The sequence below is a fragment of the Flavobacterium sp. HSC-32F16 genome (assembly GCF_024171645.1).
In the GTDB taxonomy this organism is placed as follows: domain Bacteria; phylum Bacteroidota; class Bacteroidia; order Flavobacteriales; family Flavobacteriaceae; genus Flavobacterium.
Window position 1 is genome coordinate 75,402 of sequence record NZ_JALKAC010000008.1, and the last position, 26,214, is coordinate 101,615.

General features: G+C 33.0%; 28 protein-coding genes. 25 read left to right on the top strand and 3 right to left on the bottom strand.

Annotated elements, in window-relative coordinates; genetic code table 11:
- The first annotated feature begins 40 nt into the window (after window positions 1–40).
- The 5 genes from gldL (at window position 41) to L1276_RS19255 (ending at window position 5,653) form a co-directional block, all read left to right on the top strand.
- The gene (gene gldL / locus L1276_RS19235) at window positions 41–688 is read left to right on the top strand and encodes a gliding motility protein GldL (RefSeq protein WP_253790710.1); all 648 of its coding nucleotides are present in this window, start codon (window positions 41–43) and stop codon (window positions 686–688) included.
- 49 nt (window positions 689–737) lie between these two features.
- Window positions 738–2,279 (top strand): gliding motility protein GldM, encoded by a 1,542-nt coding sequence (gene gldM, locus L1276_RS19240; RefSeq protein WP_253790712.1) that lies wholly within the window; start codon window positions 738–740, stop codon window positions 2,277–2,279.
- Window positions 2,280–2,323: 44 nt separating this feature from the next.
- Window positions 2,324–3,313, top strand: coding sequence for a gliding motility protein GldN (gene gldN, locus L1276_RS19245; RefSeq protein ID WP_253790992.1), 990 nt, complete (start codon window positions 2,324–2,326; stop codon window positions 3,311–3,313).
- A gap of 200 nt (window positions 3,314–3,513) precedes the next feature.
- Window positions 3,514–4,503, top strand: a complete 990-nt coding sequence (gldN, locus tag L1276_RS19250) for a gliding motility protein GldN (RefSeq protein ID WP_253790994.1) — start codon at window positions 3,514–3,516, stop codon at window positions 4,501–4,503.
- 76 nt (window positions 4,504–4,579) lie between these two features.
- A complete protein-coding gene (locus L1276_RS19255; RefSeq protein WP_253790714.1) occupies window positions 4,580–5,653 on the top strand; it encodes an FAD-binding oxidoreductase in 1,074 nt (357 codons plus the stop codon).
- Here the strand turns inward: L1276_RS19255 and L1276_RS19260 are convergent.
- Window positions 5,634–6,017, bottom strand: a complete 384-nt coding sequence (locus L1276_RS19260; protein WP_253790715.1) for a DUF983 domain-containing protein — start codon at window positions 6,015–6,017, stop codon at window positions 5,634–5,636. The two genes, L1276_RS19255 and L1276_RS19260, sit on opposite strands and share 20 nt — an antisense overlap.
- 288 nt (window positions 6,018–6,305) lie before the next feature.
- Here L1276_RS19260 and L1276_RS19265 point away from each other — a divergent pair, with 288 nt between their 5' ends.
- The 19 genes from L1276_RS19265 (at window position 6,306) to L1276_RS19355 (ending at window position 22,663) form a co-directional block, all read left to right on the top strand.
- Window positions 6,306–6,881 (top strand): TerD family protein, encoded by a 576-nt coding sequence (locus L1276_RS19265; protein WP_253790718.1) that lies wholly within the window; start codon window positions 6,306–6,308, stop codon window positions 6,879–6,881.
- 51 nt (window positions 6,882–6,932) lie between these two features.
- Entirely contained in the window at window positions 6,933–7,598 is a 666-nt protein-coding gene (locus tag L1276_RS19270) for an HAD family hydrolase (protein ID WP_253790720.1), read from the top strand.
- Window positions 7,599–7,600: 2 nt separating this feature from the next.
- Window positions 7,601–8,407, top strand: a complete 807-nt coding sequence (locus tag L1276_RS19275) for a phosphoribosyltransferase family protein (protein ID WP_253790722.1) — start codon at window positions 7,601–7,603, stop codon at window positions 8,405–8,407.
- Between the two features lie 3 nt (window positions 8,408–8,410).
- Complete coding sequence (locus L1276_RS19280; RefSeq protein ID WP_253790724.1) at window positions 8,411–8,965, top strand: TerD family protein; 555 nt, start codon at window positions 8,411–8,413, stop codon at window positions 8,963–8,965.
- Window positions 8,966–8,969: 4 nt separating this feature from the next.
- Window positions 8,970–9,578 carry a TerD family protein gene (locus L1276_RS19285; RefSeq protein ID WP_253790726.1) on the top strand — a complete coding sequence of 203 codons (609 nt, stop codon included), beginning with the start codon at window positions 8,970–8,972 and terminating at the stop codon, window positions 9,576–9,578.
- A gap of 4 nt (window positions 9,579–9,582) precedes the next feature.
- Entirely contained in the window at window positions 9,583–10,671 is a 1,089-nt protein-coding gene (locus L1276_RS19290; protein WP_253790728.1) for a toxic anion resistance protein, read from the top strand.
- 24 nt (window positions 10,672–10,695) lie between these two features.
- Complete coding sequence (locus L1276_RS19295; RefSeq protein WP_253790730.1) at window positions 10,696–11,661, top strand: hypothetical protein; 966 nt, start codon at window positions 10,696–10,698, stop codon at window positions 11,659–11,661.
- Between the two features lie 11 nt (window positions 11,662–11,672).
- Entirely contained in the window at window positions 11,673–12,224 is a 552-nt protein-coding gene (locus L1276_RS19300; RefSeq protein WP_253790732.1) for a TerD family protein, read from the top strand.
- Window positions 12,225–12,244: 20 nt separating this feature from the next.
- Window positions 12,245–12,904: a TerD family protein gene (locus L1276_RS19305; protein ID WP_253790735.1), complete on the top strand. Its 660-nt coding sequence runs from the start codon at window positions 12,245–12,247 to the stop codon at window positions 12,902–12,904.
- Window positions 12,904–13,317: a hypothetical protein gene (locus L1276_RS19310; RefSeq protein WP_253790737.1), complete on the top strand. Its 414-nt coding sequence runs from the start codon at window positions 12,904–12,906 to the stop codon at window positions 13,315–13,317. The genes L1276_RS19305 and L1276_RS19310 overlap by 1 nt, the downstream gene beginning before the upstream one ends.
- 11 nt (window positions 13,318–13,328) lie before the next feature.
- Window positions 13,329–13,967 carry a VWA domain-containing protein gene (locus L1276_RS19315; protein ID WP_253790739.1) on the top strand — a complete coding sequence of 213 codons (639 nt, stop codon included), beginning with the start codon at window positions 13,329–13,331 and terminating at the stop codon, window positions 13,965–13,967.
- 157 nt (window positions 13,968–14,124) lie between these two features.
- On the top strand, window positions 14,125–14,760 hold the full coding sequence (locus L1276_RS19320) for a VWA domain-containing protein (RefSeq protein ID WP_253790741.1): 636 nt from the start codon (window positions 14,125–14,127) through the stop codon (window positions 14,758–14,760).
- 44 nt (window positions 14,761–14,804) lie between these two features.
- Window positions 14,805–15,251 (top strand): hypothetical protein, encoded by a 447-nt coding sequence (locus L1276_RS19325; protein WP_253790743.1) that lies wholly within the window; start codon window positions 14,805–14,807, stop codon window positions 15,249–15,251.
- Entirely contained in the window at window positions 15,251–15,502 is a 252-nt protein-coding gene (locus L1276_RS19330; protein WP_253790744.1) for a hypothetical protein, read from the top strand. Before L1276_RS19325 ends, L1276_RS19330 begins: the two co-directional genes overlap by 1 nt.
- A 1-nt stretch (window position 15,503) precedes the next feature.
- Complete coding sequence (locus tag L1276_RS19335; protein WP_253790747.1) at window positions 15,504–16,556, top strand: TerY-C metal binding domain-containing protein; 1,053 nt, start codon at window positions 15,504–15,506, stop codon at window positions 16,554–16,556.
- A gap of 3 nt (window positions 16,557–16,559) precedes the next feature.
- Window positions 16,560–17,969, top strand: a complete 1,410-nt coding sequence (locus L1276_RS19340; RefSeq protein ID WP_253790749.1) for a PP2C family serine/threonine-protein phosphatase — start codon at window positions 16,560–16,562, stop codon at window positions 17,967–17,969.
- Between the two features lie 2 nt (window positions 17,970–17,971).
- Window positions 17,972–19,483: a helix-hairpin-helix domain-containing protein gene (locus tag L1276_RS19345; protein ID WP_253790751.1), complete on the top strand. Its 1,512-nt coding sequence runs from the start codon at window positions 17,972–17,974 to the stop codon at window positions 19,481–19,483.
- Between the two features lie 29 nt (window positions 19,484–19,512).
- On the top strand, window positions 19,513–20,520 hold the full coding sequence (locus L1276_RS19350; RefSeq protein ID WP_253790753.1) for a TerC/Alx family metal homeostasis membrane protein: 1,008 nt from the start codon (window positions 19,513–19,515) through the stop codon (window positions 20,518–20,520).
- Between the two features lie 229 nt (window positions 20,521–20,749).
- Complete coding sequence (locus tag L1276_RS19355) at window positions 20,750–22,663, top strand: ABC-F family ATP-binding cassette domain-containing protein (RefSeq protein ID WP_253790754.1); 1,914 nt, start codon at window positions 20,750–20,752, stop codon at window positions 22,661–22,663.
- 241 nt (window positions 22,664–22,904) lie between these two features.
- On the opposite strand, the gene L1276_RS19360 is transcribed toward L1276_RS19355, so the two are convergent.
- Window positions 22,905–23,867, bottom strand: coding sequence for an App1 family protein (locus tag L1276_RS19360; RefSeq protein WP_253790756.1), 963 nt, complete (start codon window positions 23,865–23,867; stop codon window positions 22,905–22,907).
- A 65-nt stretch (window positions 23,868–23,932) separates the two neighbouring features.
- Here L1276_RS19360 and L1276_RS19365 point away from each other — a divergent pair, with 65 nt between their 5' ends.
- Window positions 23,933–24,802, top strand: coding sequence for a diacylglycerol kinase family protein (locus L1276_RS19365; protein ID WP_253790759.1), 870 nt, complete (start codon window positions 23,933–23,935; stop codon window positions 24,800–24,802).
- A 149-nt stretch (window positions 24,803–24,951) separates the two neighbouring features.
- Here the strand turns inward: L1276_RS19365 and L1276_RS19370 are convergent, their stop codons facing one another.
- Window positions 24,952–26,097 (bottom strand): GNAT family N-acetyltransferase, encoded by a 1,146-nt coding sequence (locus tag L1276_RS19370; RefSeq protein ID WP_253790761.1) that lies wholly within the window; start codon window positions 26,095–26,097, stop codon window positions 24,952–24,954.
- Window positions 26,098–26,214: the final 117 nt, after the last annotated feature.

Consider the following 26,214-nt stretch of genomic DNA (forward strand, 5'->3'; position numbering starts at 1 on the left):
ATCGAATCTATTTAAAATTAAAACCTAAAAAAGAATTATTATGGCATTATTAAGTAAAAAAGTTATGAATTTCGCTTATGGTATGGGAGCGGCAGTGGTAATCGTTGGAGCTTTATTCAAAATTACTCACTTTGAGATTGGGCCATTGACAGGAACTGTAATGCTTTCTATTGGTCTTTTGACTGAGGCATTAATCTTCGCGTTATCTGCTTTTGAACCAGTTGAAGATGAGTTAGATTGGACTCTTGTTTACCCAGAATTAGCTAACGGACAAGCTAGAAAAAAAGCCGACAAAGTAGAGACTACAACTGATGCCCAAGGTTTATTATCTCAAAAATTAGATGCAATGTTAAAAGAAGCTAAAGTTGACGGTGAGTTAATGTCAAGCTTAGGAAACAGCATCAAAAACTTCGAATCAGCTGCTAAAGGAATTGCTCCAACTGTAGATTCAATCGCTTCTACTAAAAAATACGGAGAAGAATTATCTCTTGCTGCTGCACAAATGGAATCATTAAACAGTTTATATAAAGTACAGTTAGAAAGCGCTTCTAGAAACGCTGAAGCTAACAAAGAAATTGCTGAAAATGCATCTAAATTAAAAGAGCAAATGGCGTCTATGACTGCTAATATCGCTTCTTTAAACAGTGTTTACGGTGGTATGCTTTCTGCAATGAGTAACAAAGGATAATTAGTTTTTGACTATATATTAAATATTAATAAGAACTAATTAGAAAAAAATGGCAGGAGGAAAATTAACCCCTAGACAGAAGATGATTAACCTGATGTATCTGGTTTTCATCGCAATGTTAGCAATGAACGTATCAAAAGAAGTTATTTCTGCTTTTGGTTTGATGAACGAAAAATTTGAAAGTGCAAATACTAGTTCAACAGAAACAAATACAGGTTTATTAACATCTTTAGATCAAAAAGCTGCTGAAGCAAAAGGAGAATTCGCTATTGCTGCAGTTACAGCTCATAAAGTTGAAGCAATTACAAAAGATTTTTATGATTATATAGCTACTCTAAAAGCTCAGGCTATTAAAGGTTTCGAAGTTGAGAAAGAAACTGGAAAATTGCCATACGAAGCAATGGATAGAGGAGATAATATCGACGACTGGTTTACTGGAGACGGATATACTAAAAAAGGTAATGAAATTATCTCTAAAATCGAAAAATACAAAGCTGATATTAAAGCAGCTTTAGGAACAGACAAAAAATACGCAGCTATTATTTCTGAGGTTGAAAAGAAATTTGATGTTTCTGATGTAAAAAACAAAGATGGAATTAAAGAAAAGTATTTAGCTTATCACTTCAAAGGTTTTCCTGCGATTGCATCTGCTGCAAAACTTTCAACTTGGCAGAATGATGTTAAAAAAGTTGAAACTGACGTTTATAACAGTGCATTAGGAAAAGCTGCAGTTGCTGCTGCTTCTTACAGCAACTACCAAGCGATCGTTGTTTTAGATAAAAATGCTTATTTCCAAGGAGAAAAAGTTACAGGTAAGGTAGTTTTAGGTCGTTATGACGAAAACACAAAACCAACTTCTTTCCAAGGTCCAGGACAAATTGTTAATGGACAGGCAGTAATCTCTTTAACTGCTGGTGGAGTAGGAGAACAAGATATTAATGGACAATTTACTTTCTTGGAAGATGGAAAAAATATTCCACTTAAATTCTCTGGAAAGTATGTTGTAGTTCCAAGACCAAACTCAGCTACAATTTCTGCTGATAAAATGAATGTAGTGTATAGAGGAGTTGTTAACCCAATCTCTGTATCATTCGCTGGTGTTGACGCTAACAAAATTGTTGCAAGTGCTCCTGGATTAGCTTCAGCTGGAAAACCAGGAAAATATAATATGAGCCCGGGTCAAGGTACTGAGGCTACAATTTCTGTGACTGGTACATTACCAAACGGAGATAAAGTTACAGATAAGAAAACATTCAGAATTAAAGGTATTCCTGGTCCAACAGGTACAATTAGAGGTGAAATGGGAGTTGTTAAAGGTCCTAAATCTAACTTAGAGATTGCTACTATTGGTGCTAAATTACTTGATTTTGATTTTGAAGTTGGTTTAGATGTTGTTGGATTTAATATGAAAATTGCTGGACAGCCTACAGTTGTTGTTACTGGTAATAAAATGAATGCACAATGTAAATCAGTTCTTGCAAGAGCTGGTAAAGGAGACCAAGTTACTATTTCTGAAATTAAAACTAAACTTGTTGGAGCTGGTAGTTATTTATTGCCAAGAACTGCTCCGGTAATTTACGAAATACAATAATAAAGTAGTTTAAACTACGTTCAATATCTTATAATGATATCATGATGAAAGTAAGAAATTTTTTAATAGCTATTGTTTCTATCGCTGGAGGTTTTGCTTCTAATGCGCAATCTAATTTGCTTAATGCAAAAACCCCTGCTCAAATTGGACTTAAAACTCCTGCGCAACTTATCTCAGATAACGATAAGCCTTTAGCTTACGGTTATGTTGATGATAGAGATGTCTTGATGGGAAAAACTACTTGGGAGATTATTGATTTAAATGAAAAAATTAACTTTCCAATGTACTTTCCTGTAGATACAGCTAATATTGGTTCTGACAGACGTTCTCTTTACGACGTTTTGACGAAAGCCATCACAAAAGGCAAAATAACTGAGGTGTATTCTGATAGTTATTTCAATACTAAAAAATCTATGAAAGACATCCAAGGTGCATTATCTCGTATTGATACTACAGATGCTGGTAGAGAACTTATCAACCAATATCCAGATGATTACAAATCACGTGTTGTGAAGAAAAAAGTAGTTACTGGTACTGGTAAAAAGAAAGTTGTTACTTATGTAGATGAAACAGTTGGACCAACAAGAACGGTTCCTGCTGAATATATCTTAAAACAAGATTTAACTTCTGCTGACGTTACGCAATATAAAATTAAAGGATACTGGTATTTTGACAAACGTCAAAGTGAATTGAAGTATCGTTTACTTGGACTTTGTCCTGTAACTCCGGATGTTTATACAATGAATAGTGACGAAAAGGATTATATTGAATTGTTCTGGGTTTTCTTCCCTAATGCACGTGAAGCACTGCATGAGGCAAAAGCTTTTAATGATAACAATTCAGCACTTCCAATTTCATTTGATCAAATCTTAAACTCTAGACGTTTTAATGCGGTAATCTACAAAGAGGAAAACCTTTACGGAGATAGAGCGATTAGTGATTATATGAAAGACAATGCACAAAATCAATTGTTAGAATCTGAAAGAGTAAAAGAGAAGATTCGTAACTTCGAACAAGATATGTGGAATTACTAAGTATCTGAAAATAAAATATTTAAAAACTCTTACTACCTTTGTAGTAAGAGTTTTTTTTTGAATACAATTTAAATTCGCTTTTGTTAATTCAAATAAAAAGTTCTCGATTTAAATTACTTTTTAGTAATTTTGATTTTATGTAGGAAAAATAACAATATTTAATATGTTATTACGTTTAATTTCTTATAATATATATCATGATGAGAGTAGGGAATTTTTTAATCGCTGGTTTTGCGGTTTTTAGCGGATTGGTTTGTAACGCACAATCTAATTTACTTAATGCTAAGAGAGCAGACCAAATTGGGCAAAAGAATGCTGCAAGGTTGATTTCGGATAATGATAAGCCTCTAGCTTATGGTTATGTAGACGACAGAGATGTTTTGATGGCGAAGACAACTTGGGAAATTATTGATTTGAATGAGAAAATCAATTTTCCGTTATATTTTCCGGTAGATACCGCAAATATCGGACCTGACAGACGTTCGCTTTATGACGTTTTAACGAAAGCAATTCGAAATGGCAGAATAACTGAGGTTTACACTGATAGTTATTTCAATACCAAAAAATCTATGAAAGATATTGAAGGCGCTTTGTCTCGTGTTGATACTACTGATGCCGGCAGAGAACTTATCAATCAATATCCAGATGATTTCAGGACTCGTGTTGTAAAGAAAAAGGTAGTTACTGGTACGGGTAAAAAGAAAGTTGTTAGTTATGTTGACCAAACTATAGGCCCAACAAGAACGGTTCCTGCTGAATATATTCTAAAACAAGATCTTACTTCATCAGATGTTACACAATACAAAATTAAAGGATATTGGTATTTTGATAAACGTCAAAGTGAATTAAAATATCGACTGCTTGGAATTTGTCCTGTAACTCCAGACGTTTACACAATGAATAGTGACGAAAAAGATTATATCGAGTTATTCTGGGTTTTCTTTCCAAATGCGCGTGATGTATTGCATGAAGCAAAAGCTTTTAACGATAAAAACTCTGCACTTCCAATCTCATTTGATCAGATATTAAATTCCAGACGTTTCAACGCCATTATCTATAAAGAGGAAAATGTATATGGTGATCGTGAAATCAAAGACTACATTAAAGACAATGCACAAAGTCAGTTATTAGAATCTGAAAGAGTAAAAGAGAAGATTCGCAACTTCGAAGAGGATATGTGGAATTACTAAGGGCTTAAAACTAAATAATACGAAAAACTCTTTCTACCTTTGCAGTAAGAGTTTTTTTATTTTATCTATATTACCAATGCTTGATTATTTAATCGTCGGATCTGGTTTAGCCGGAATTTCTTTTGCTGAAATTGCCCTTAAAAACAACAAGTCTATTTTAGTTGTTGATGACAAGTCTCAAAATTCTTCCCGAATTGCGGGAGGTTTATACAATCCGGTTATTTTGAAACGTTTCAGTGAAGTTTGGAATGCAAAGGATCATTTGGTATTGATGAATGAATTTTATGATCAGGTTGAAGAAAAACTTCAGGAAAAATTCAATTTTAAAATGCCAATTCTACGAAAGTTTTTTTCGATTGAAGAGCAGAATAATTGGTTTACAGCTTCGGATAAAATTAACTTAGCTCCCTTTTTATCTACAAAACTCATTACTAAAAAATACCAGAGTATTGATTCTCCTCATGATTATGGAGAAGTTCTGCATACCGGTTATGTTAAAACCGGACAATTATTAGAAAGCTACAAAGAGTATCTAAAGAAGAATGATTTACTTCTGGAGGAATCTTTTCATAGCTCTTTTCTGGAATTTCTTGATTCAGGAATTCAGTATAAAAACATTAAAGCCCGTCATATAATATTTGCAGAAGGTTTTGGACTGCATAAAAATCCGTATTTTAATTATCTGCCTTTGGATGGGACAAAAGGGGAGTTGTTCTTAATAAAAGCACCTGATTTAAAATTAGATGTTATTGTTAATACAAGTGTTTTTATTCTGCCAATAGGCGGCAATTTGTTTAAAGTAGGGGCAACCTACAATTGGCATGACAAAACAGATCTTCCAACCGAAGAAGGAAAGCAAGAACTTTTAGATCGTATTAAGGAAATTATTACGTGCGATTTTGAGATTATTAAACATTTTGCAGGAGTACGACCTACAGTTGCTGATAGAAGACCTCTGGTAGGTACTCATGAAGCATACAAATCTATTCATCTTCTTAATGGATTAGGAACACGCGGCGTAATGCTGGGACCTGCATTGGCAAAAATGCTATATGAGAATATAGAAAACGGAACACCAATAGATCGCGAAGCTGATATAAAACGCTTCCACAAAAGATATTTAAAATCTCTTATGCCTGACCGGCATTAGGATCGTATGAAATAAACATATTGATATACAGATTTCTCGAGAGTCTTAAAACAAACGGAAACAAGAGAATTAATGTAATAACAATTGTAATGAACGATTGTTCTATACTGGCTCCGAAAAACATAAACGAAACAATAAATGCTGCGATTCCAACTGCAACATTTAAACCGTAACTTACATACATTGCTCCATAAAAAAACGAGGGTTCAATTTGATATTTTAAACCGCAATGACTACAATGATCGTTCATTTTTAGAACATTAGCCAAATGAAGCGGATTTTTGTCTAAATACATACTTTCTTTTTGGCATTTTGGACAACTTCCTGTTAAAATACTATTTAGTTTAGATCCTTTTTTTAACATGTTATTTAATGTAATAATGAAGATTATTTGTCTTTTGTTTGAGTAAAATCTTCCTTTAAATTGATAAATTAGTGATTGTAAATCTTACAGATGATGAGATGCAAATATACCATTTTGTTATAACTCTAATTGAGAAAAACTAATGCAGTTTTTGTCATTATTGCAGAATTTTGGTAAGAGAACAACAATTTGTTAATAAAAATTTCTGCTTTTACGGAATCCCACATTTTTACTTAGTTTGGTTTTTGTATCATTGTATAATTTAAATTTTTAATAAGAATTATAATAATGGCAATAAATTTACAAAAAGGACAAAAAATTGATATTGGATTGTCTAAAATTTCTGTGGGATTAGGATGGGATCCTAATGAAGGAACAGGACATGATTTTGATTTAGATGCTTCTGCTATAATGATAAATTCTGATCGTAAACTTTTAGGCGAAAGTTATTTTATTTTCTATAATAATTTGAAATCTCCTGATGGCGCACTAGAGCATACAGGTGATGATCCTACAGGAGGAAACAGCGACGGAGATGATGACGAAGCAATTAAGGTTGATCTGGCTAAAATTGATGAAAATGTACAGGAAATTCTTTTTGTAGTAACGATTGAAGATTTTGAAAGAAGAAAACAAAATTTTGGACAAGTAAGAAATTCTTATATCAGAATTGTTGATGATTCTAACGGTCAAGAAATTGCCAAATATGAACTGGATGAAGATTTTTCAATAGAAACCGGAGTTGAATTTGGAAGACTTTATAAGCGTAATGATCAATGGAGATTTGAAGCTTCGGGAATTGGTTATAGAGCAGATTTAGGTTTTTTTCTGGAAAAATACTATTCGGGAGAAATTATTAAATAATATAAATAAAGCGATTACGCAAATAGTAATTTGCTGTTTTAAAACAATATTTTGAAGATAGATTACAAAAATTACAGTCATATTTCTTTTGATTTATGGCTCACCTTGATTAAGTCCAATCCTGAATTTAAAAAAAAGAGAAATCTATTATTCAGAGATTTTTTTGAGGTGAACAGCCCAATAGAAAAAGTAAACGAAGTGGTTCGATATTATGACGTTTTGTGTAACAATATTAACGAAAAAACAGGTTTAAATTTAAGCACGTATGAAATTTATTACCTAATTTTAAACGCTCTGGATGTTGATTTGCATGCAAATGGAGTCGAAAGGCTGGGCGAGTTTTATCAAGAGACAGAACGTTTGTTTTTTGATTATAAACCTGATTTGATTTTTCCGGACATTAAACTTCAATTTGAAGAAATGGTGGCACAAGGAAAATCAATTAATATATTAAGTAATACAGGATTTATAAAAGGAAAAAGCCTTAGAAAGCTTTTAGCGCATTATGAATTGACGGATTCTATTTCTTTTCAGATATACTCTGACGAAGTAGGATTTTCAAAACCTAATAATGAAATATTTCAATTGGTTTTTGATCAGGTTAAGAGTTCAAAAAAAGTACAAAAAAATGAAATTCTGCATATTGGAGACAACAGTATTGCAGATTATAATGGCGCAAGGAACTTTGGTTTTGAGGCGCATTTATTAAAAATATAAAAGTGAATAAAAGTTACAGTTTACATAAAATTAATGAAAATGAAAATTGCCCCTTTCAAGAGGCAGAATACAGCAGGTTTAAATTTGGAGATAAATCTTATGCAGAAAAATTTGCAAAAGAATTATTTGCAGGATTTGTTAACCAGTTTAGAGATTTGATTTTATCAGCAGAAGAGATTGTTATTTTGCCAAGTCCCTACTTGTCAATACCAACAGCATCTAATTTTTTATGCTATTACTTTAAAAAAGAACTGAACAGTTTTTTATTTAAAAATGGAAAAAAGTCAAGCATAGAATCGAAGATCTATAGAAATCAGACTTATGTAACAGATTATGGAAATCTCGATTTTGAAGAAAGAGTTAAATTGATATCAAACGATACGTATTATATTGACCGAAATTTTATCAATGACAAACTTTGCATTTTTGTTGACGATATTAAAATTACAGGAAGCCATGAGCATACAGTAAACAAGATATTGAACCAGTATAGTGTAAATGGAGATTTTATTTTTGTTTATTTTGCCGAATTGGTAAATAAGGAGATTCATCCAAAGATAGAAAACCATTATAATTATTATGCGGTAAAAGGAGTTGAAGATATTGTAAATATTATTAATAGTGCACATTTTCAATATAATACCAGAATTGTGAAATATATTTTGAGTTTAAATGAAGACCAATTTGCCTATTTAATTGATAATATTTCAGAAGAAAAGAGCAATGACTTATTTCATTTGGCAATAAGTAATAATTACCACCAGATTTTAGAATACAAAACAAACATTAATGTTATAAAAATAGATTAAACTATGGCTATTAATTTACAAAAAGGACAACGCGAAAATATAAACGCACCAAAGTTTACGATTGGTTTAGGATGGGATACCAACAGCAGTAGTACAGGTTCAGGTTTTGACCTTGATGCTTCGGTTTTTATTTTAGGTGATAACAGAAAAATTCTATCAGATTCACATTTCGTTTTTTATAATAACCTTAAATCTCCAGATGAAGCTGTTATCCATACAGGCGATAATCTAACAGGAGACGGAGATGGAGACGATGAACAAGTAAAAATCGATTTAACAAAAATAAACCCGGCTGTAAAAGAAATTTGTATAGTAGTAACTATTCACGACGCAGTAAACAGAAAGCAAAACTTTGGACAGGTTAGAAATTCTTTCATCAGAATTGTAGATGACAGCAATAATACCGAAATGGTTAAATATGAATTAGAAGAAGATTTTTCTATTGAAACGGCTGTTGAATTTGGAAGAATTTACAACAAAGACGGCCAATGGAAATTTGAAGCAATGGGTGTTGGAATGAAAGGCGGATTAGAAGATTATTTAAATAAATACAACTAAAAACATGGCAATTAACTTAGAAAAAGGACAACGTATAAATCTTGAAAAAAGTAATGGTACTAAATTACAAAACATTTGTGTTGGTGTAAATTGGGGTGCAATTGAGAAAAAAGGTTTTTTTGGAACTAAAAAAGAAGCGGTAGATTTAGACGCAAGTTGTGCCGTGTATGACGACAAAAAAAATCATATTGATTCTGTAAACTTCAGAAAATTAATTTCAAATGATCGCGCGATTAAACACAGCGGAGATGATTTAACAGGAGATTTAAATGGAGACGACGGTTTAGATAACGAAGTAATCACTTTAGATTTTTCGCAGTTAACACCGGCAGCAAACCATGTTGCATTTTTCATAAACAGTTTTAGAGGACAAGATTTTAAAGATATTCCTTTTGCTTCTATCCGTATCTACGAAGGAACACCTACAAAAGTAAGCCAGGAATTTGCACGTTTTGACGTTGCAAACGATGCCACTTTTGCCGGAAATGTTTCGATGGTTTTAGGCGTGTTTTATAAAAGAAATGACGAATGGAAATTTAGTGCTGTAGGAGTACCTACAAGCGATAAAAAGTTAGAACAGACTATAGTTACAATTCAGCAAAATCATTTATAATAAAATGGAAGAAAATCAATTAGTTACTCAGCAAAATACATCTTTGATTGACAAAGATGGAAATGTGAACTTAACTTCAATTACAGAAACCGAAGTAAATAGTTATAAGTCTATTTCGAATCAGTTAAATGAAAATGATGCTAACTCAATCTTAAATTACGGAGCTGACATTCAAAATTCTATCGCGAAACAAAGTGATACTTTTTTAACCAATGTCAGAACCTACAATTCTGGAGAAGTAGGAACTTTGATCAATGATTTGTTGACAGAATTAAATTATATAGATGTTGACCAGATTGATCAGGGGCCCTTTAAACGATTTTTATCTAAAGTTCCATTGCTGAACAAATTAGTTATAGATGTAAAAAAGCTATTCCAGCAATACGATAAAATTACGGTTAATATTGAAAAAATCAGTAATAAGGTTAAGGCCGGAATGATCAATTCTGCAAAAGATAACAGCGCACTTCAAACTATGTTTGACGGAAATGTTGGTCTTATTAAAGAAATGGAAAAACATATTATTGCAGGACAAATTCGTTTTAAAGAATTAAGTGAAGAACTTGCTGTAATGGAAGGAAATCCAACACAATATCAAGACTATCAAATTTCGGATAAAAGAAACTTTATCAATCGTCTTGATAAACGTCTTGCCGATATGAAAATTGTTCGTTTTATCATGCTGCAGTCATTGGCACAAATTCGTGTTGTACAAAACAACAACACCTCTATTGCCGAAAAAGCACAGTCTATCCTGACCACTACAATGCCGGTTTGGAAAAACCAGCTTACTCTTGCCGTTGCACTTCAAAGACAAAAACAAAATATCGAAATTCAGAGAAAAGTATCGGAAACAACCAATACCATTTTGCAGAAAAATGCTGAAATGCTGAAACAAAACAGTATTGAAGTAGCGAGAGAAAATGAGAAAACAGTAGTGTCTTTAGAAACATTAAAAATGACTACAAAATCGTTAATCGATACTTTAACAGAAGTAAAACAAATTCACGAGCAAGGTACAGAAACAAGAAGACAACTTGACGCAGGATTACAAAGCCTTGAAACAGAATTAAGAAAAGGGGTTATAAGTTAGTAGAACAAGGAAGGAATTAACGGAATGCAAGAGGAAGAGGAAAGGTACGTTCAAATAATAAAAGATAGTAACAGAAAACTGGTGGTTTTAAAATTGTTGTCCAATTTTTTTAACCACAAGGATTTTGTTGGCGTTTTAGTAAGAACAAAAGTAATTCATTCTCTTTTTCAAAAGAACCAGACTTTAGACATTAATAAATTAGAATTGTTTCATATTCAATTTACAAATAGTCTGATTGAACTGTTTCAAAAGATAAAAAAATCAAAAGAGCAGCAGTACACTCTTATTTCAGACGAGATATATATCAATACTGATATTATCTCAAAACTGGATTTTGAAATTGGATCAGAAAAATTCGTAGAGCAGACAAGAGAGCATACCCGGAAGATGTCAAAAAAAATTGAACAATTGTATCATATTTTGGCATCAGATAGTAATAGTTTTTTTGAATGGCAGGATATAATGTCTTTTTCTGATGGAGTTAAATCAGAGTTTTACAGAGAAATAAGCATTGAGCAATATGAAAAACTAGCTTTGGTAAACAGAAGCTTATATGAAAACAAGTATGTAAAGTTCGAAAGGAAACTTTTGGGACGCTTAAATATACTAAATTTTAACATTAAGTTTTTATGCGGGTTGGTTTGTAATAACGAGATTATTGAAGTTTACGAATTTAGAGATTCCAATGATAAATTCATTTTTATAGGAAACGAGAAATCATTTTATTTTCTGGAAGACGAGGAAGTAAAACAAGTCGATTTGTCTAAAAATAATTCTGCCAAAGGAGAAATTATTGCACAATTGAGGCATAAAAATACTGTGTTGGAATCAGAACTAAGTACAATTAAAACATCTCTGCCTGAAAGTGTACTCGAAGTTTTAAAAGATTACTTAAATAAAATTTCGTCTGTAGACTTTTTGGAGGATTTACAAAACGTTGATGAACAGACAAATATTTTAAAAACAATGTTGAATATTAATATTAATTAAAGAATAAATAAATGGCAATTAACTTAGAAAAAGGTCAAAGACAAAGTATTGACGCACCAAAATTTATAGTGGGACTTGGCTGGGACAGTAATTCCAGCAATACAGGGTCAGAATTTGATTTAGATGCTTCAGTTTTTTTGGTTGGTGCAAATGGCAAAATTCCAAATGACAACCATTTCGTTTATTATAACAATTTAAAATCTCCAGACGGAGCGGTAACGCATACCGGCGATAACCTAACAGGGGCAGGAGATGGTGATGATGAAAAAATACAAATCGATTTATCTTCAATATCTCCGGATGTTCATGAAATTTCATTTGTAGTAACGATTCATCATGCCGATACAAAGAGACAAAACTTTGGACAAATAAGAAATTCATATATCAGAATTCTGGATCAAACCAATACAGAACTTGTGAAATATGAGCTTGATGAAGACTTTTCAATCGAGACTGCAGTTGAGTTTGGAAGAATTTACAAAAAAAACAACGAGTGGAAATTTGAAGCAGTTGGTATTGGAATGAAAGGCGGATTACAAGATTATTTAAATAAATATAATTAATTTAAACCCTATTAAAAACTATGGCAATTAACTTAACCAAAGGACAAAAAATTGATTTAAGAAAAACAAGCGGTGAAACACTAACTAACTTTTGCGTTGGTGTAAACTGGGGAGCAATTGAAACAAAAGGATTTTTAGGATTGTCAAAAAATATCACAGAAATCGACTTAGATTTAAGTTGTGTGCTTATTGATGATCAAAATAAACTTTGCGACCACTTATATTCTCCTTTATACAGAGTCGAAGTACTACAGCAATTTGGACTTCCTAAAGGAAAATTGGTAAGTGTTGACAGTGCTCTTAGACACACTGGTGATGACCTTGCAGGTGATACAGGTGGAGATGACGGTTTAGATAATGAAATTATAACGGTTGACCTTTCTAAAGTTGATGCCAAAGTAAATCAAATTTTCTTCTTTTTAAATAATGCCGGAAAAGAAGATTTCTCTCAAATTCCATACGCAAAAATCAGAATGTACGAAGGAACACCAACAAGAGTAGTTTCTGAATTTGCTTCATACAACGTTTCTGCTGATTCTCAATACGTAAACAAACGTTCTATCATTATGGGTAAATTATACAAACGTAATGGCGAGTGGAAATTTAGCGCAATTGGAGACCCAACAGATGATACATTTTTAGGGCAGACTATTCATAAAATCGTTCAGTCGTATCTGTAATGGAAATCAAAAATATCGATGGACTAAGAGTTTCGCAAGTTCGGGATTTAGTTCAGCAGGGAGGTAAATTTGTGGTTTTTCCATACACCGTTTCATTTATATTAATGACCTTAAAAAGGAGCTCTGATATTTATTTTATCAGACCTGATGAAAATACTTTTAAGTATTCTTACGGATATGTGTTTCTAAACTTAATTATTGGCTGGTGGGGATTTCCTTGGGGGCCAATTTATACAATAGGATCTGTTTATCATCATATAGTAGGAGGGAAAGATTTAACTCAGGCCGTTATGAGCCACCTGGCACAGCATGATCCTGAAGCAAATACAAATACCTATAATATTGATGGTATTGAAAGCTCCAGCCAGACAGATACTGGTGCCGAAAGACCAACTTATAATATTCCTGTATAAAAAATGTAACCATGAGAAGACTGCCTGTTTATTTATTACTTGACACATCCGGTTCAATGACTGGTGAACCTATTGAAGCTGTGAAAAACGGCGTTCAAATGATGATTAGTTCATTAAGACAAAATCCGCAGGCGATCGAAACTGCTTTTTTAAGCGTAATTACCTTCGATACTACAGCACAGCAAATTATCCCGTTAACCGATTTGGCTTCTTTTCAAATGGTCGATCTTAAAGCGACAGGCGTAACAGCGTTAGGAGAAGCTTTAAAATTAACAGCTCATAAAATTGAAACTGAAGTAGCCAAAACAACAACAGAGCAAAAAGGCGACTGGAAACCATTAGTTTTTATTATGACCGATGGAATCCCAACGGATAATTGGGAAAGCGGGCTAAATGAGTTTAAAAAAGTAAAAACGGCTTATACAGTTGCATGTGCAGCAGGAGGCGGGGCAGATACCGCTATTTTAAAACAAATTACAGATACGGTAGTAAGTCTTGATACAGCAGATAGTGCCAGTATTGGCAAGTTTTTTCAATGGGTAACAGCTTCTATTGGAGTTACTTCGACAAAAATTGAAGATTTAGGAAAAGAATTTACTAATGTAAAAGAATTACCTCCGCCGCCATCAGAATTAAACATTATAGTTTAAACTTTGAGGCGGGTGGAGTTTATATTGCCGCTGTAAATTGACCGATTTTTGAGATAATTACGTATCGAATTTTCTGCAAAATTCAGCCTCTCATTCAATTTTCCCGAGCAGATTTGAAAGTTAAGTAATTCATTGTTATAACATTTTTAAAAGTGATATGAGAAGACTACCCGTATATTTTTTATTAGATACATCAGGTTCTATGTATGGAGAACCCATTCAGGCTTTAAATAATGCTTTAAGCGGCATGATTAATACCTTACGTTCAGATGCTCAGGCTTTAGATTCACTTTGGATCAGCATTATAACCTATGATCGTGAAGTAAAAGAGATTGTTCCGTTAACAGAACTCGTTCACTTTCAGCTTCCTGAAATTACCTGCCCTCAAAGCGGACCAACAAATACAGGTGCAGGATTAGATTATGTGATTCAAAAAGTAAACAAAGACGTTATAAAAGGTTCAGCAACCCAAAAAGGAGATTGGAAACCATTACTTTTTGTTTTTACCGATGGAAAACCTTCTGATATTCAGTTCTACAGAGAAAAAACCCATGAAATACGAAACATGAGTTTTGGAGCTGTTGTAGGATGCGCAGCCGGACATATGGCAAATGATGATATTCTAAAAGAATTGACAGACAATGTAGTGCATTTAGCATCGGCTGATAGTTCTACATTGAAACAATTTTTCAAATGGGTTTCTGAAACAATCGAACAGGGAAATAAAAGTCAGGGAACTGGAGAAAGTGTAACCTTGCCGCCACCGCCAAGCGAAATAACAGTAGTGATTTAATTATGGAAATGATAGGAACGCTAATAACAATTATTAGCATAATCGTGCACATAGTCCAAAAAGTAAATCAATCCTCGTACAGCAATGATAATGGCAGAAGTTCTTACAGAGACGTAACTTATGAAGTTGTTCATGAATTTACACCTCAGGAAAAATTAGAAAATATGAATATCGACAGTTTAAATATTTGTTATAAAACTGCCGGAATCAGTGGTTTTTCTATCGAAAATGCAAGACGCACTTTGCTTAATAGTTACGTGCAGCACGATTTTTATATAGACGATATTATTATACGCCAAAATTGCATGTACATAAAAGTAATGCATGCAATTCCGTTTAATGGCGGAAATAAATGTTACGGTGCTGCTTTTTCAATCAATTTTATGACGGTAAATAATGGTGTTTCTGTTTATGGATCAAAGAAAATAAATGCTGATGAAGAAAAAGTTTTTGAACAAATCGCAAACGAATTAATAAAAGCGGTTTCGTAATGCATCTCATCAAAATTTTCATTCACATTTTAATTATTGGGTTGTTTTTATATTCAAAATTGCTGCCTTATAAAGACAAATTAAATCCGCAGTACAGAAGCATTTTTGATTTTTTCAATAGTATTTTTTCGCCCATATTCAATTCTTTAAAAACCATGATAAAACCTTTTCAGGTGGGAGTTGGTTTAGCAGTTGATATGACGCAGATTGTACTTTTAATTATTTTTTTAATGTTATTAAATTTCCTTTAAAATGAGAAGATTACCCATATATTTTTTAATTGATATTTCGGAGTCAATGGTTGGAGAGCCAATTCAACAAGTTGAAGAAGGACTAGCCACCATAATTCAGGCATTAAAAACAGATCCGCATGCCCTAGAAACTGTTTATGTTTCAATAATAGTATTTGCAGGACAGCCTAAAACATTAGTTCCTTTACAGGAAATCGTGAGCTTTTATCCGCCAAAATTTCCAATTGGCAGCGGAACATCTTTAAGCAAAGGTTTAGGGCATTTAATGTATGAATTAAGAACCAACATCGTTAAAACAACTTATGAGGTAAAAGGCGACTGGAAGCCAATAGTTTTCTTGTTTACAGACGGAGTTCCTACAGATGACAGCCAGGCAGCCATAAACGAATGGAAACAAAACTGGCAGCGAACAGCCAACTTAATTGCGATCTCTTTTGGCAGTGAAACAGATACAAAATTATTAGGTGAGCTTACAGAGAATGTTTTACATTTTAAAAACACAAACGTACAATCGTACAAAGAGTTTTTTAAATGGGTAACAGATTCCATAAAAACCAGCAGTATAAGTGTCGAAAACAATTCGAGTGGTTTTGAATTGGCAAAACTAGACGGAGAAACACTTTCGAAAATAGATTTAACCAAAGAAACTCCGAACCGTCAATATGTCGATGATAATTTTGTGGTTTTAAACGGAAAATGTCAAAATACAAAAAGACCGTATTTAATGAAATACCGTAAAACTATTGCAGAATCGATATATGCCGGAATCGAATTGTCATCTAAAAATTACAAGTTAGTAGGTGCTTATCAAGTCGATAATTCCTATTTCGAATTAGCCGATTCTGGAAATTTCAACAATAAAGTAAATACAGATGAGCTTATTGGCGGGCCAACCTGTCCTTGCTGCGGTAATCAAATTGCTTTTGCGGTTTGTGTATGCGGAAGTATACACTGTATTGGTGACGAAGATATAAGTACTTGTCCGTGGTGTAACAATCAGGGAAGTTACGGTTGCGGCGAAGGCGGATTTGATGTAAACAGAACGCAGGGATAAATTATGGAAGAGACTAAAAGATATATTCAGTCTTTTTTATCACAAAAGAAAATAGATATTTCTGCAGATAAAGCGGCCCTTTTTGCTGCTTTCGCTTCAAATGAACAAAATGTCAATGCAGTAAAAATAATTCAGGAAAACCAAAAAATGATTATGCAGAATTGGATATTGAAAAACAGAATTGACGATATTTTGACACAAACTGTCTCAATACCAAATGGCACGGTTAACAAAAAATACGAAGCAAAGATTGATTTCAATACTTTGGGCTGGAATGATTTTATTTCTTTTGAAATTAAAGGTTTAGAAAATACAGGTCTTATATTTGATGAAAAAGATGAATTACTTTTTGGAATTCCGATAATAAGCGGTGATTTAAAAATAACACTATTATTTAGAATAGAAGGCGAGGCAGAAGATACTGTTTTAAATGAAAAAATAATAACACTTATTATAAATCCAGATCCAAAATCGTTGTGGAAAAATATAGAAAGTGATCAAAAAGATCCTTTCTGGAAACCGGACAACCAAGCTGTTACAGCTCAATTTTTAGATAAAAATATTGTGATAGCTTCAAAAAGAGGAAGAAGTCATGCCAATAAAGGATCTTTTAGAGAAGATGATTATGCTTTTAAAAACCTAAAAGAAATTGGCTGGAGTATTTTGGCAGTTTCAGATGGAGCGGGTTCTGCAAGTTTGTCCAGAAAAGGTTCCAACTTAGCCTGTAATTCAGTTATTGAATATTTTGAAGATAATTTGAATGCAGAAAATTTAAAAGAATTTGATCAGGTTTTAATTGAACATCACTATAAAGTAACTGATGAAACTTCAAAAAAAATAAGTCGTTTTGTATATGATAACCTTTCAAAAGCGGCTCATTTTGCACATCAAAAAATAGAAGAATTTGCGATCACAAATGAAACGGATCTCAAAAATTTCCATTCCACTTTAATCTTTACTTTAATTAAAAAATACGATTTCGGTTATGCAATTCTGACATTTGGAGTTGGCGACTGCCCAATCGGACTATTAAACAAAGATTTAACAGAAATTAAATTAATGAACTGGCTTGATGTTGGTGATTTTGGCGGCGGAACACGTTTTATTACCATGCCGGAAATTTTTCAAAGCGATAAATTTTCAACCCGATTTGGTTTTAAACTTGTTGATGATTTCTCTTATTTAATGTTGATGACAGACGGAATTTACGATCCTAAATTTGTAGTGGAAGCCAATTTGGAGAAAGTAGAAAAATGGAACGAATTCCTCGAAGATTTAAAAGGGAAAAATGAAGAAGGAATTAAAGTTGATTTTGATAAAGAAAATACTGATATTGCGAATCAGCTTTCGGCCTGGATGGATTTTTGGAGTCCGGGAAATCACGATGACAGAACCCTTGCTATAATTTATTAAGTATGAGCACGATTACAGTAAAATCAATTAATGACACCGCAAAGTCTTATCAATTTGTTGATAATGGCGAACCTATGCGCGGTGGTGTAAAAGATGTTTATTTTAGTCCTGACAGAAAATATGTTGTGGCTATTTTTAGGGATAAATTAGATTTTAACCAAAAAGAAAGACTTCAGAGAATAACAAATAAATATCTGGCACAAATTCAAAACGGGGATGCGGGCGATTATTATTTAAATGAAGTTTACAGATGGCCGACTGACGTTATTGAACATAAAGGGTTAACGGGAATTATTGTGCCCATTTACGATTCGAAGTTTTTCTTTAAAAAAGGATATGAAACCAGTGATTTAATTCAGGGAAAAGAAAAAAACGGAAAATGGTTTGCGGGTTCAAAATTTAGAAATCCAAATTTCCCGCTTCGTGTAGCAAAGTCAGAATTAGGAGACTGGCTGAGTTATTTTCAGGTTTGTGTTAATTTAACCCGAGGCGTAAAAAAGATGCACGCAATGGGATTGGCACATTCTGATTTGTCGTACAATAATGTTTTAATCGATCCAATTAGTAAATCAGCTTGCATGATCGATTTAGATGGATTGGTGGTTCCAGGTTTATTTCCGGCAGAAGTAATTGGAACAGCAGAATTTATCGCTCCAGAAGTACTTTCGACCAAACATTTAGACAAAGCAGATCCAAACCGAAAACTCCCAAACAGATTAACAGATCTTCATGCTTTGCCCGTTTTAATTTATATGCTTTTACTGCACAGACATCCGTTAAAAGGAGGGAAAGTGCATGATCTGGATACCGAAAAAGATGATTTATTGTCGATGGGAGAAAAAGCGATGTTTATAGAGCATCCTACGGATCCAATGAATCGCCCAAAATTAAATCAGGTTTCAAAATGGGATTTGCCCTGGGCAGATATTACCAAATTGCCTTATACGATTACAGGGCCGTATTTAAAAACCTTGTTTGATAAAGTTTTTATAGACGGATTACATAACCCAATGCAAAGGCCAACCGCCGAAGAATGGGAAATAGCACTGCTTAAAACAACAGATTTAATGCAGAAATGCCATAATGTTTCCTGCGAACAAAAATGGTATGTTTTTGACAATACTAACACACCAAGATGTCCGTTTTGCAACACAGCGCACAAAGGCACGCTTCCGGTTTTAGATCTGTATTATCAATTTCAGGAAACGGTTTGGAAACCCGAGAATCACAGATTAATGGTTTATAACGATCAATATTTGTTTCAATGGCACGTTAATCGTAATATTGCCAGAAATGAAAAACTAACCGCAGATCAAAAAGTGCCTGTAGGTTATTTTACGTTTTACAATGATAAGTGGGTATTTGTCAATCAAAAACTAACATCATTAAAAGATGTTACTGAGGATAAAGAAATCCCTATAGGGACAATGCTGGAGCTTACAGATGGAAAAAAAATACTGCTTTCTAAAGAAGAAGGCGGCAGAGTTATAGTAGTTACAATGGCCAACAAATAATTTAAAATTTAACCTAATTAATATTTAAAATGAATCAACACCCTATTTTTTCAGAACATCCAGGATTAATAATAGTATTTGCGGTCGCAGTTGTGATCATGCTGTTGTTAGATTTAGGAATCTTCAACAAGAAAAGTCATGTAGTAAGCAATAAAGAAGCTGTAACATGGTCATTAGTTTGGATAAGTTTAGCAATGATTTTTAGTGGTTTGATCTATCACTTTGCAGGTGCTGCCAAATTTTATGAATTTCAATCAGCATACTGGATCGAGAAAGCGCTTTCTGTAGACAATCTATTTGTATTTATATTGGTCTTTAAATTTTTTGATGTACAAAACGAAAATAAGCATAAAGTCTTATTTTGGGGTATCATAGGAGCATTAGTTTTAAGAGCTATATTTATATTTTCAGGAGCTTTTTTAATAGAACTTACTTATTTAAACAAACTATTAAGCCTTGTTGGAGTAGAAGGTTTCAAATACGATATCAATTTAATCATGACGGCTTTTGGATTGTTCCTTGTTTATGCAGGAATCAAATCTTGGTCTGCAGGTGATGAAGATGACGATGAAGACTACAACAATACAAGAGGAGCAAGATTAATTAGAAAGTTTTTCAGCGTTTCTGATAAATACGACGGAGATAAATTCTTTACATACGAAAACGGAAAAAAATTAGCAACACCACTTTTAGTAGTTGTAGCCGTAATCGAGTTTACAGATTTACTTTTTGCAGTTGACTCTATTCCGGCGATTTTTGCAATTTCAAATGATCCATTTATTCTTTATACGTCTAACATTTTTGCCATTTTAGGATTAAGAGCATTGTTCTTCTTATTAGATAATTTCATTCATTTATTCAGCAAATTACAATACGGACTGGCAATTATTCTTTCGTTTATTGGTGTTAAAATGATTATTGCTCCATTCTATCATATCGAATCAATCTATTCGTTAATCGTTATTGGAGGAATTTTGGTAATATCAGTATTATTGTCAATTTTACTGCCGGAGCCAAAAGAGGAAACAGCAGAATAAATAAAGTTTTATAGATTAAAACGGATGGAAAATCAATTTGATTTTCCATCCGTTTTTTTATGGCATCAATTGATTTTGTATATAATTTAAAGATAAAAATGAGGTACACATTTGTTTTTAAAGGGACAGTCGAAACTTAAATTAATTATCATACTTTTGCACTTTCAAAAAGTAAAGGGATAATAATGTACTTAAAACCTTTACTGCCTGTAATAATAGTCAAGAAATTATGCTTAATATACACAATCTTTCGGTTTCTTTTGGAGGAACATATTTATTTGAAGAAGTTACCTTTCGTTTAGGCGCCGGCGACCGCGTAGGTCTTGTTGGTAAAAACGGAGCAGGTAAATCTACAATGCTTAAAATGTTAGCAAGAGATTTTGCTCCGGATTCTGGAGTTATTTCTCAGGAAAAAGATATCCGAATGGGGTTTTTACGTCAGGATATTGACTTTGAGCAGGGAAGAACTGTATTAGAAGAAGCGTATGAAGCTTTTACCGAAATTAAAGTTGTAGAAAAAAAATTAGAAGAAATCAATCATCAATTGGTTACCAGAACTGATTATGAAAGTGAAGAATACGGACAAATCATCGAAGATTTATCTGATTATACACATCGTTTTGATCTTCTTGGTGGTTATAATTATGTTGGAGACACAGAGAAAATCCTTTTAGGACTTGGTTTTAAAAGAGAAGTTTTTAATAATCAAACCGAAACATTTTCTGGAGGTTGGAGAATGCGTATCGAATTGGCTAAATTATTATTACAATCAAATGATGTATTGCTTCTGGATGAGCCAACCAACCACTTAGATATCGAAAGTATCATTTGGTTAGAAAGTTTCCTTAGAAATTATCCCGGAGTTGTAGTAATCGTTTCGCACGATAAAATGTTCCTTGATAATGTAACGAATCGTACTATCGAAATCTCTTTAGGAAAAGCATACGATTTTAATAAACCGTATTCTCAATATCTTGAACTGCGTCATGAAATTCGCGAAAAACAATTGGCAACACAGAAAAACCAAGCGAAGAAGATTGAAGAAACAGAAAAGTTAATCGAAAAATTCCGTGCAAAAGCTTCAAAAGCTTCGATGGCACAATCGTTAATTAAAAAATTAGATAAAGTAGAACGAATCGAAGTTGACGAAGATGACAATTCAGTAATGAATATTTCTTTTCCCGTTTCAAAAGAACCAGGAAAAGTAGTAATCGAAGCAGAACACGTTACCAAAGCATACGGAGATAAAGTTATTTTAAAAGATATTGATTTATTGGTAGAACGCGGAAGCAAAATTGCTTTTGTGGGACAAAATGGTCAGGGAAAATCAACGTTTATTAAAGCGATTGTAGACGAATTTGAATACCAAGGAAACATCAAATTAGGGCATAACGTACAATTGGGTTATTTTGCTCAAAATCAAGCTGAATATCTGGATGGCGAAATCACATTGCTGCAAACAATGGAAGATGCTGCAACAGACACAAACCGATCTAAAGTGCGTGATATGCTGGGATCATTTTTATTTCGCGGCGATGATGTAGAGAAAAAAGTAAAAGTACTTTCTGGAGGCGAGCGTAACCGTTTGGCACTTTGTAAATTACTATTGCAGCCAATTAATGTTTTGCTGATGGATGAGCCTACAAACCACTTAGATATTAAATCTAAGAACGTTTTGAAAGCGGCACTTCAAAAATTTGGAGGAACATTATTATTAGTTTCTCACGACAGGGATTTTCTACAAGGGATGTCGAATATTGTTTACGAATTTAAAGATCAAAAAATCAAAGAATATCTGGGCGATATTAACTTCTTCTTAGAACAGCGCAATCTTGAAAATATGCGTGAAGTAGAGAAAAAAGATGTCATAAAAGCGGCAGCGCCAAAAGAAAACAATAAAACATCATACGAAGACCAGAAAAAAGGAAAAGCACTTCAAAACCGTTTAAGCAAAGTTGAAAGTCAAATTAAACAATTAGAAAAAGACATTCAGCACGATGATAAACTGCTTGCTTCTAATTATGACAAACATATCGAAGATGCATCATTTTTTACTGCATATAACAAAAAGAAACAAGATTTAGATCAATTGCTTCTGGACTGGGAAATCGTTCAGGAAGAGATTGATAATTTTAATGTTTAGTTAAGATTGTTTCAGGTTTCAGGTTACAATTTTGACGAGTAAATTTAACCGCAAAGCAAAGCACGCTAAGATTTTTTATGGTCTGTATTTATAATGCACAAAGTTCGCAAAGCTTTATCAACTAGATAGCTTTGCGAACTTTGCGTTATATGAAACCTCGCAGATCAAAAAATCTTAGCGTGCTTTGCGGTTAAATATTCATTCAGTTCAAAAACCTGAAACCTGAAACCTGAAACAAAAACTATTTAATAATTCCAATAGACTTAGAATGCGCAATAGCCTCGCTGCTTTCTTTAAAATAACAAATAGAAACATCCAGGGATTCTAGATTCTTCATGATTTTTCTTACTTCCGTTTTTTTACTTTTTCCTGTCTGCCGTATATAAACCGCAATTACCGTAACAGGAAATATTTTGCAGATTCTTTCATATAAAACCGGATCGTGCTGTGAATCATCTCCAAGTAAAACATATTTTAAGTTGGGATAAAACTCTAAAACATGCTTGATTTTATCAAACTTATGATCGTGATTTCCTCTTCCGCTCATAAAGAAATCGGTAATTCCCCTTTTAATGTCTTTTAACAGAACAACAGCTCTTGGAAGTTGATGTATTTTAGTAAATTTTACAATAAATCGGTACAAATTCCATTCACTGCTAGAAACATAAAAAAAAGCATTTTCTTCCCCTTTATTATTTCGTCCGGCCGAACTTAAAGCCTGATAATGCGTCACGACATCCTTAAAAACTTTTCGGTCATTTACATTTTTAAAAAGTAAAATGTACATTTTTCTGAAAATATTCCGCGTATGCGAAATCAAAAAAGTATCATCAATATCCGAGATAATTCCAAGATTGCCTTTGTGCGGTCGTATAAAACTAGCATTAGAAGTAATCGTTTTGCCTTCATATTTTATACTTACTTCATATTCCATCCATCCAAAATGAATTTCTTTTTCAAGCGGAATACAAAACTTAAAATAACCGTCGTCCAGCGTTTTAGTATGGATTTCCTGATTGTTGCATTTTAGGTAAACATCAAAGTTTTGAATTGTTTTTATTCTAAACTGGTTAATAATCGAACGTGCATTTTTAATGTTTTTCTTCTGAAAATCATACTCATACGTTCGTTTAAAAACATGCCCCATTACAATTAATTCTTCTTCATTGGCATAACCTCGATATAATTGTAAAATTGGTTTCATTAATTGTGTACTTTTATATTGTACTGTAAATTAATTATTTTAATTGGTTTTTAAAAATAAATAAATTGAAAAAGAATATCATATTTGTTGTAAACCCTATTTCGGGCGATCTTGATAAGTCAGATTTGATCGAGGCTGTTCAGGAATTTGCAGCGACAAATCATTTTAATCTGGAAGTGTATGAAACTACCGGAAAAAATGATATAAAAGAAATACAAATGCTTTATAAGCAATATCAGCCAGAACGAATTATTGTTGCCGGCGGTGACGGAACTATTAAAATGGTTGCCGAAGCCATGGAAGAACACGATGTAATTATTGGGATTTTACCAGCTGGCTCTGCAAACGGACTTTCGGTCGATTTGAATTTGCCTTCGGGTATCGAAGAGAACTTAAAAATAGCCTTTTTACATCATTATATCGAAATGGATATGATTTGCATTAACGGTAAAAAAAGTATCCATTTAAGCGATCTTGGTTTGAATGCAAATCTGGTAAAAAACTATGAGGAAAGCGATGTACGCGGATTTTGGGGTTATGCACTTCAGGCTTTTACAACCTTAACAGAATCTGAAGAGCCTTTCGTAGCGACTATTTCGGCAAACAATAAAACAGTTGAACATGTGGCGCGAATGATTGTAGTTGCCAACTCGCAAAAATACGGAACAGGCGTAATTATAAATCCAAATGGTGCGATGAACGACGGAAAGTTTGAATTGGTGATTTTGAAAAGTTTGGATTTGCTTTTAATCGGGAAAATTATCACCGGAAATATGCCAATTGATTCTGAAGATATTGTAATTATTTCTACAGATAAAGCGGAAATAAAAACAAATTATCCGGTTCATTTTCAAATTGACGGAGAATATTGCGGAGCGCAGAAATCATTAGAAATTCATATTCTGCATAAACAAATGAAATTAGCAGTTCCTTAATCTTAAATAGATATGTCGCTCCGGTGGGCTTGAAGCATGAATGATTTTTTTTCTATAAATATTGCTTTTTTAACAGATTTTAAAAAGCTCTGGAAGAGGTAATATTTATAGAAAAATTAAATGTAAAAAGCTCCATAGGAGCGACCTGTTTATTTAAACGGATTACGTTCCTGCCATTCCGTTTTAGGTTCCAGATAGTTAAAAAAACGGGCAATATTATGATTAATCAAAGCATTGCTGTGCGTTATTAAACCGTACATTTTTACCGGTTTTGCCCCCACAGAACTTTTAATTTCAAGAGCTGTTCTGGCAAACACAATTTCTTTAAAACCTTTTTTAATAGAATAGGCAATCATGTCGTACAACATATTTAAGTACAACATTTTTTCGCGCTGAATGCTTTCGTCATAACCTAAAAAATAAGTATCCATAACCTTTCCGTTTTTTATCAATGTATTAAAACCAATTAGTTTTTCGTCTAAAAAATAGCCGTACAATAAGAAATCCTCTTTCATGATTTCCTTAAAAAAACTAAAATGATTTCTTGCCAGGAAAAAGGTGTTGAAAGGCGCATTTTTGGCTACATGAAAATATAAATCGTAAATAACATCTTCGTATTTTCGGATATCAGCCAATGACATTTGTTGTTTCTGAATTCCTTCAGATTTTTTGCGGGCGCGTTTGTATTGATCTCTGTACTTTTTTGAAAGCGCATCAATATAATCTTGTTCTGATTTCCAGTTTTCACTGATTTCAAAAAGCATATTGGGTTGTGTCGAAAACGTATAATTGTTTTTAAATTCGGCTTGCAGCGGTTCAATTTCTTTAGCAGTAAAATCTTTTATGCTGGTTATGTGAACTTTTTTTCCACTTGCTTTCAAATCTTTTTTAAGCTGATTAATGGCTTTATGCAGTGTTTTAATGGCTTTAGATTCTTTTACATTTTCATTAAATGCAAAAGCATTTTGGCCGGTAAGCATATTGTTTCCTATGAATAATACATGCGAAGCAAAATTTTTAAGAGCAAAGTTGCGCACAGAAGTCTTTAAACATTGATCACGTTCTCCAAAAGATTCTAATTTTTCGGCAAATAAAAATTGGGTTAAAACGATTCCAATAAGTTTGGTTTCTTTAAAAATGCCAATAAAATGGCAAACCATATTTACCGGGCAGGAATTTTCGAGGACTTCCAGGTATTCGCGTGTTAAAAAAATATTGTCTGAGGCCAGCAAATTCCATTCTGAAGGCAGTAATGACGTGCTGTTATAGATTTGAAAAGAATAAGTTGTATTCAAAAGTGTGAGCTAATTTCTTCAAAATTAGATAATATTTATAATAACCAGCTTTCTTTAAGTTATTATTAAGAAAAACCCGTTTGAGTTTTGGTTTCAAACGGGTTTCTAAATTTTTAA

What these genes read in the sequence shown, in the direction of transcription:
- L1276_RS19350 (WP_253790753.1), top strand. Translation starts at nt 19,513, where the DNA reads ATGAATCAACACCCTATTTTTTCAGAACATCCAGGATTAATAATAGTA.
- L1276_RS19305 (WP_253790735.1), top strand. Translation starts at nt 12,245, where the DNA reads ATGGCAATTAACTTAACCAAAGGACAAAAAATTGATTTAAGAAAAACA.
- L1276_RS19295 (WP_253790730.1), top strand. Translation starts at nt 10,696, where the DNA reads ATGCAAGAGGAAGAGGAAAGGTACGTTCAAATAATAAAAGATAGTAAC.
- L1276_RS19255 (WP_253790714.1), top strand. Translation starts at nt 4,580, where the DNA reads ATGCTTGATTATTTAATCGTCGGATCTGGTTTAGCCGGAATTTCTTTT.
- L1276_RS19300 (WP_253790732.1), top strand. Translation starts at nt 11,673, where the DNA reads ATGGCAATTAACTTAGAAAAAGGTCAAAGACAAAGTATTGACGCACCA.
- L1276_RS19340 (WP_253790749.1), top strand. Translation starts at nt 16,560, where the DNA reads ATGGAAGAGACTAAAAGATATATTCAGTCTTTTTTATCACAAAAGAAA.
- gldM (WP_253790712.1), top strand. Translation starts at nt 738, where the DNA reads ATGGCAGGAGGAAAATTAACCCCTAGACAGAAGATGATTAACCTGATG.
- L1276_RS19280 (WP_253790724.1), top strand. Translation starts at nt 8,411, where the DNA reads ATGGCTATTAATTTACAAAAAGGACAACGCGAAAATATAAACGCACCA.
- L1276_RS19355 (WP_253790754.1), top strand. Translation starts at nt 20,750, where the DNA reads ATGCTTAATATACACAATCTTTCGGTTTCTTTTGGAGGAACATATTTA.
- L1276_RS19345 (WP_253790751.1), top strand. Translation starts at nt 17,972, where the DNA reads ATGAGCACGATTACAGTAAAATCAATTAATGACACCGCAAAGTCTTAT.
- L1276_RS19320 (WP_253790741.1), top strand. Translation starts at nt 14,125, where the DNA reads ATGAGAAGACTACCCGTATATTTTTTATTAGATACATCAGGTTCTATG.
- gldL (WP_253790710.1), top strand. Translation starts at nt 41, where the DNA reads ATGGCATTATTAAGTAAAAAAGTTATGAATTTCGCTTATGGTATGGGA.
- L1276_RS19290 (WP_253790728.1), top strand. Translation starts at nt 9,583, where the DNA reads ATGGAAGAAAATCAATTAGTTACTCAGCAAAATACATCTTTGATTGAC.
- L1276_RS19265 (WP_253790718.1), top strand. Translation starts at nt 6,306, where the DNA reads ATGGCAATAAATTTACAAAAAGGACAAAAAATTGATATTGGATTGTCT.
- gldN (WP_253790994.1), top strand. Translation starts at nt 3,514, where the DNA reads ATGAGAGTAGGGAATTTTTTAATCGCTGGTTTTGCGGTTTTTAGCGGA.
- L1276_RS19260 (WP_253790715.1), bottom strand. Translation starts at nt 6,017, where the DNA reads ATGTTAAAAAAAGGATCTAAACTAAATAGTATTTTAACAGGAAGTTGT.
- L1276_RS19315 (WP_253790739.1), top strand. Translation starts at nt 13,329, where the DNA reads ATGAGAAGACTGCCTGTTTATTTATTACTTGACACATCCGGTTCAATG.
- gldN (WP_253790992.1), top strand. Translation starts at nt 2,324, where the DNA reads ATGAAAGTAAGAAATTTTTTAATAGCTATTGTTTCTATCGCTGGAGGT.
- L1276_RS19285 (WP_253790726.1), top strand. Translation starts at nt 8,970, where the DNA reads ATGGCAATTAACTTAGAAAAAGGACAACGTATAAATCTTGAAAAAAGT.
- L1276_RS19310 (WP_253790737.1), top strand. Translation starts at nt 12,904, where the DNA reads ATGGAAATCAAAAATATCGATGGACTAAGAGTTTCGCAAGTTCGGGAT.
- L1276_RS19335 (WP_253790747.1), top strand. Translation starts at nt 15,504, where the DNA reads ATGAGAAGATTACCCATATATTTTTTAATTGATATTTCGGAGTCAATG.
- L1276_RS19330 (WP_253790744.1), top strand. Translation starts at nt 15,251, where the DNA reads ATGCATCTCATCAAAATTTTCATTCACATTTTAATTATTGGGTTGTTT.
- L1276_RS19360 (WP_253790756.1), bottom strand. Translation starts at nt 23,867, where the DNA reads ATGAAACCAATTTTACAATTATATCGAGGTTATGCCAATGAAGAAGAA.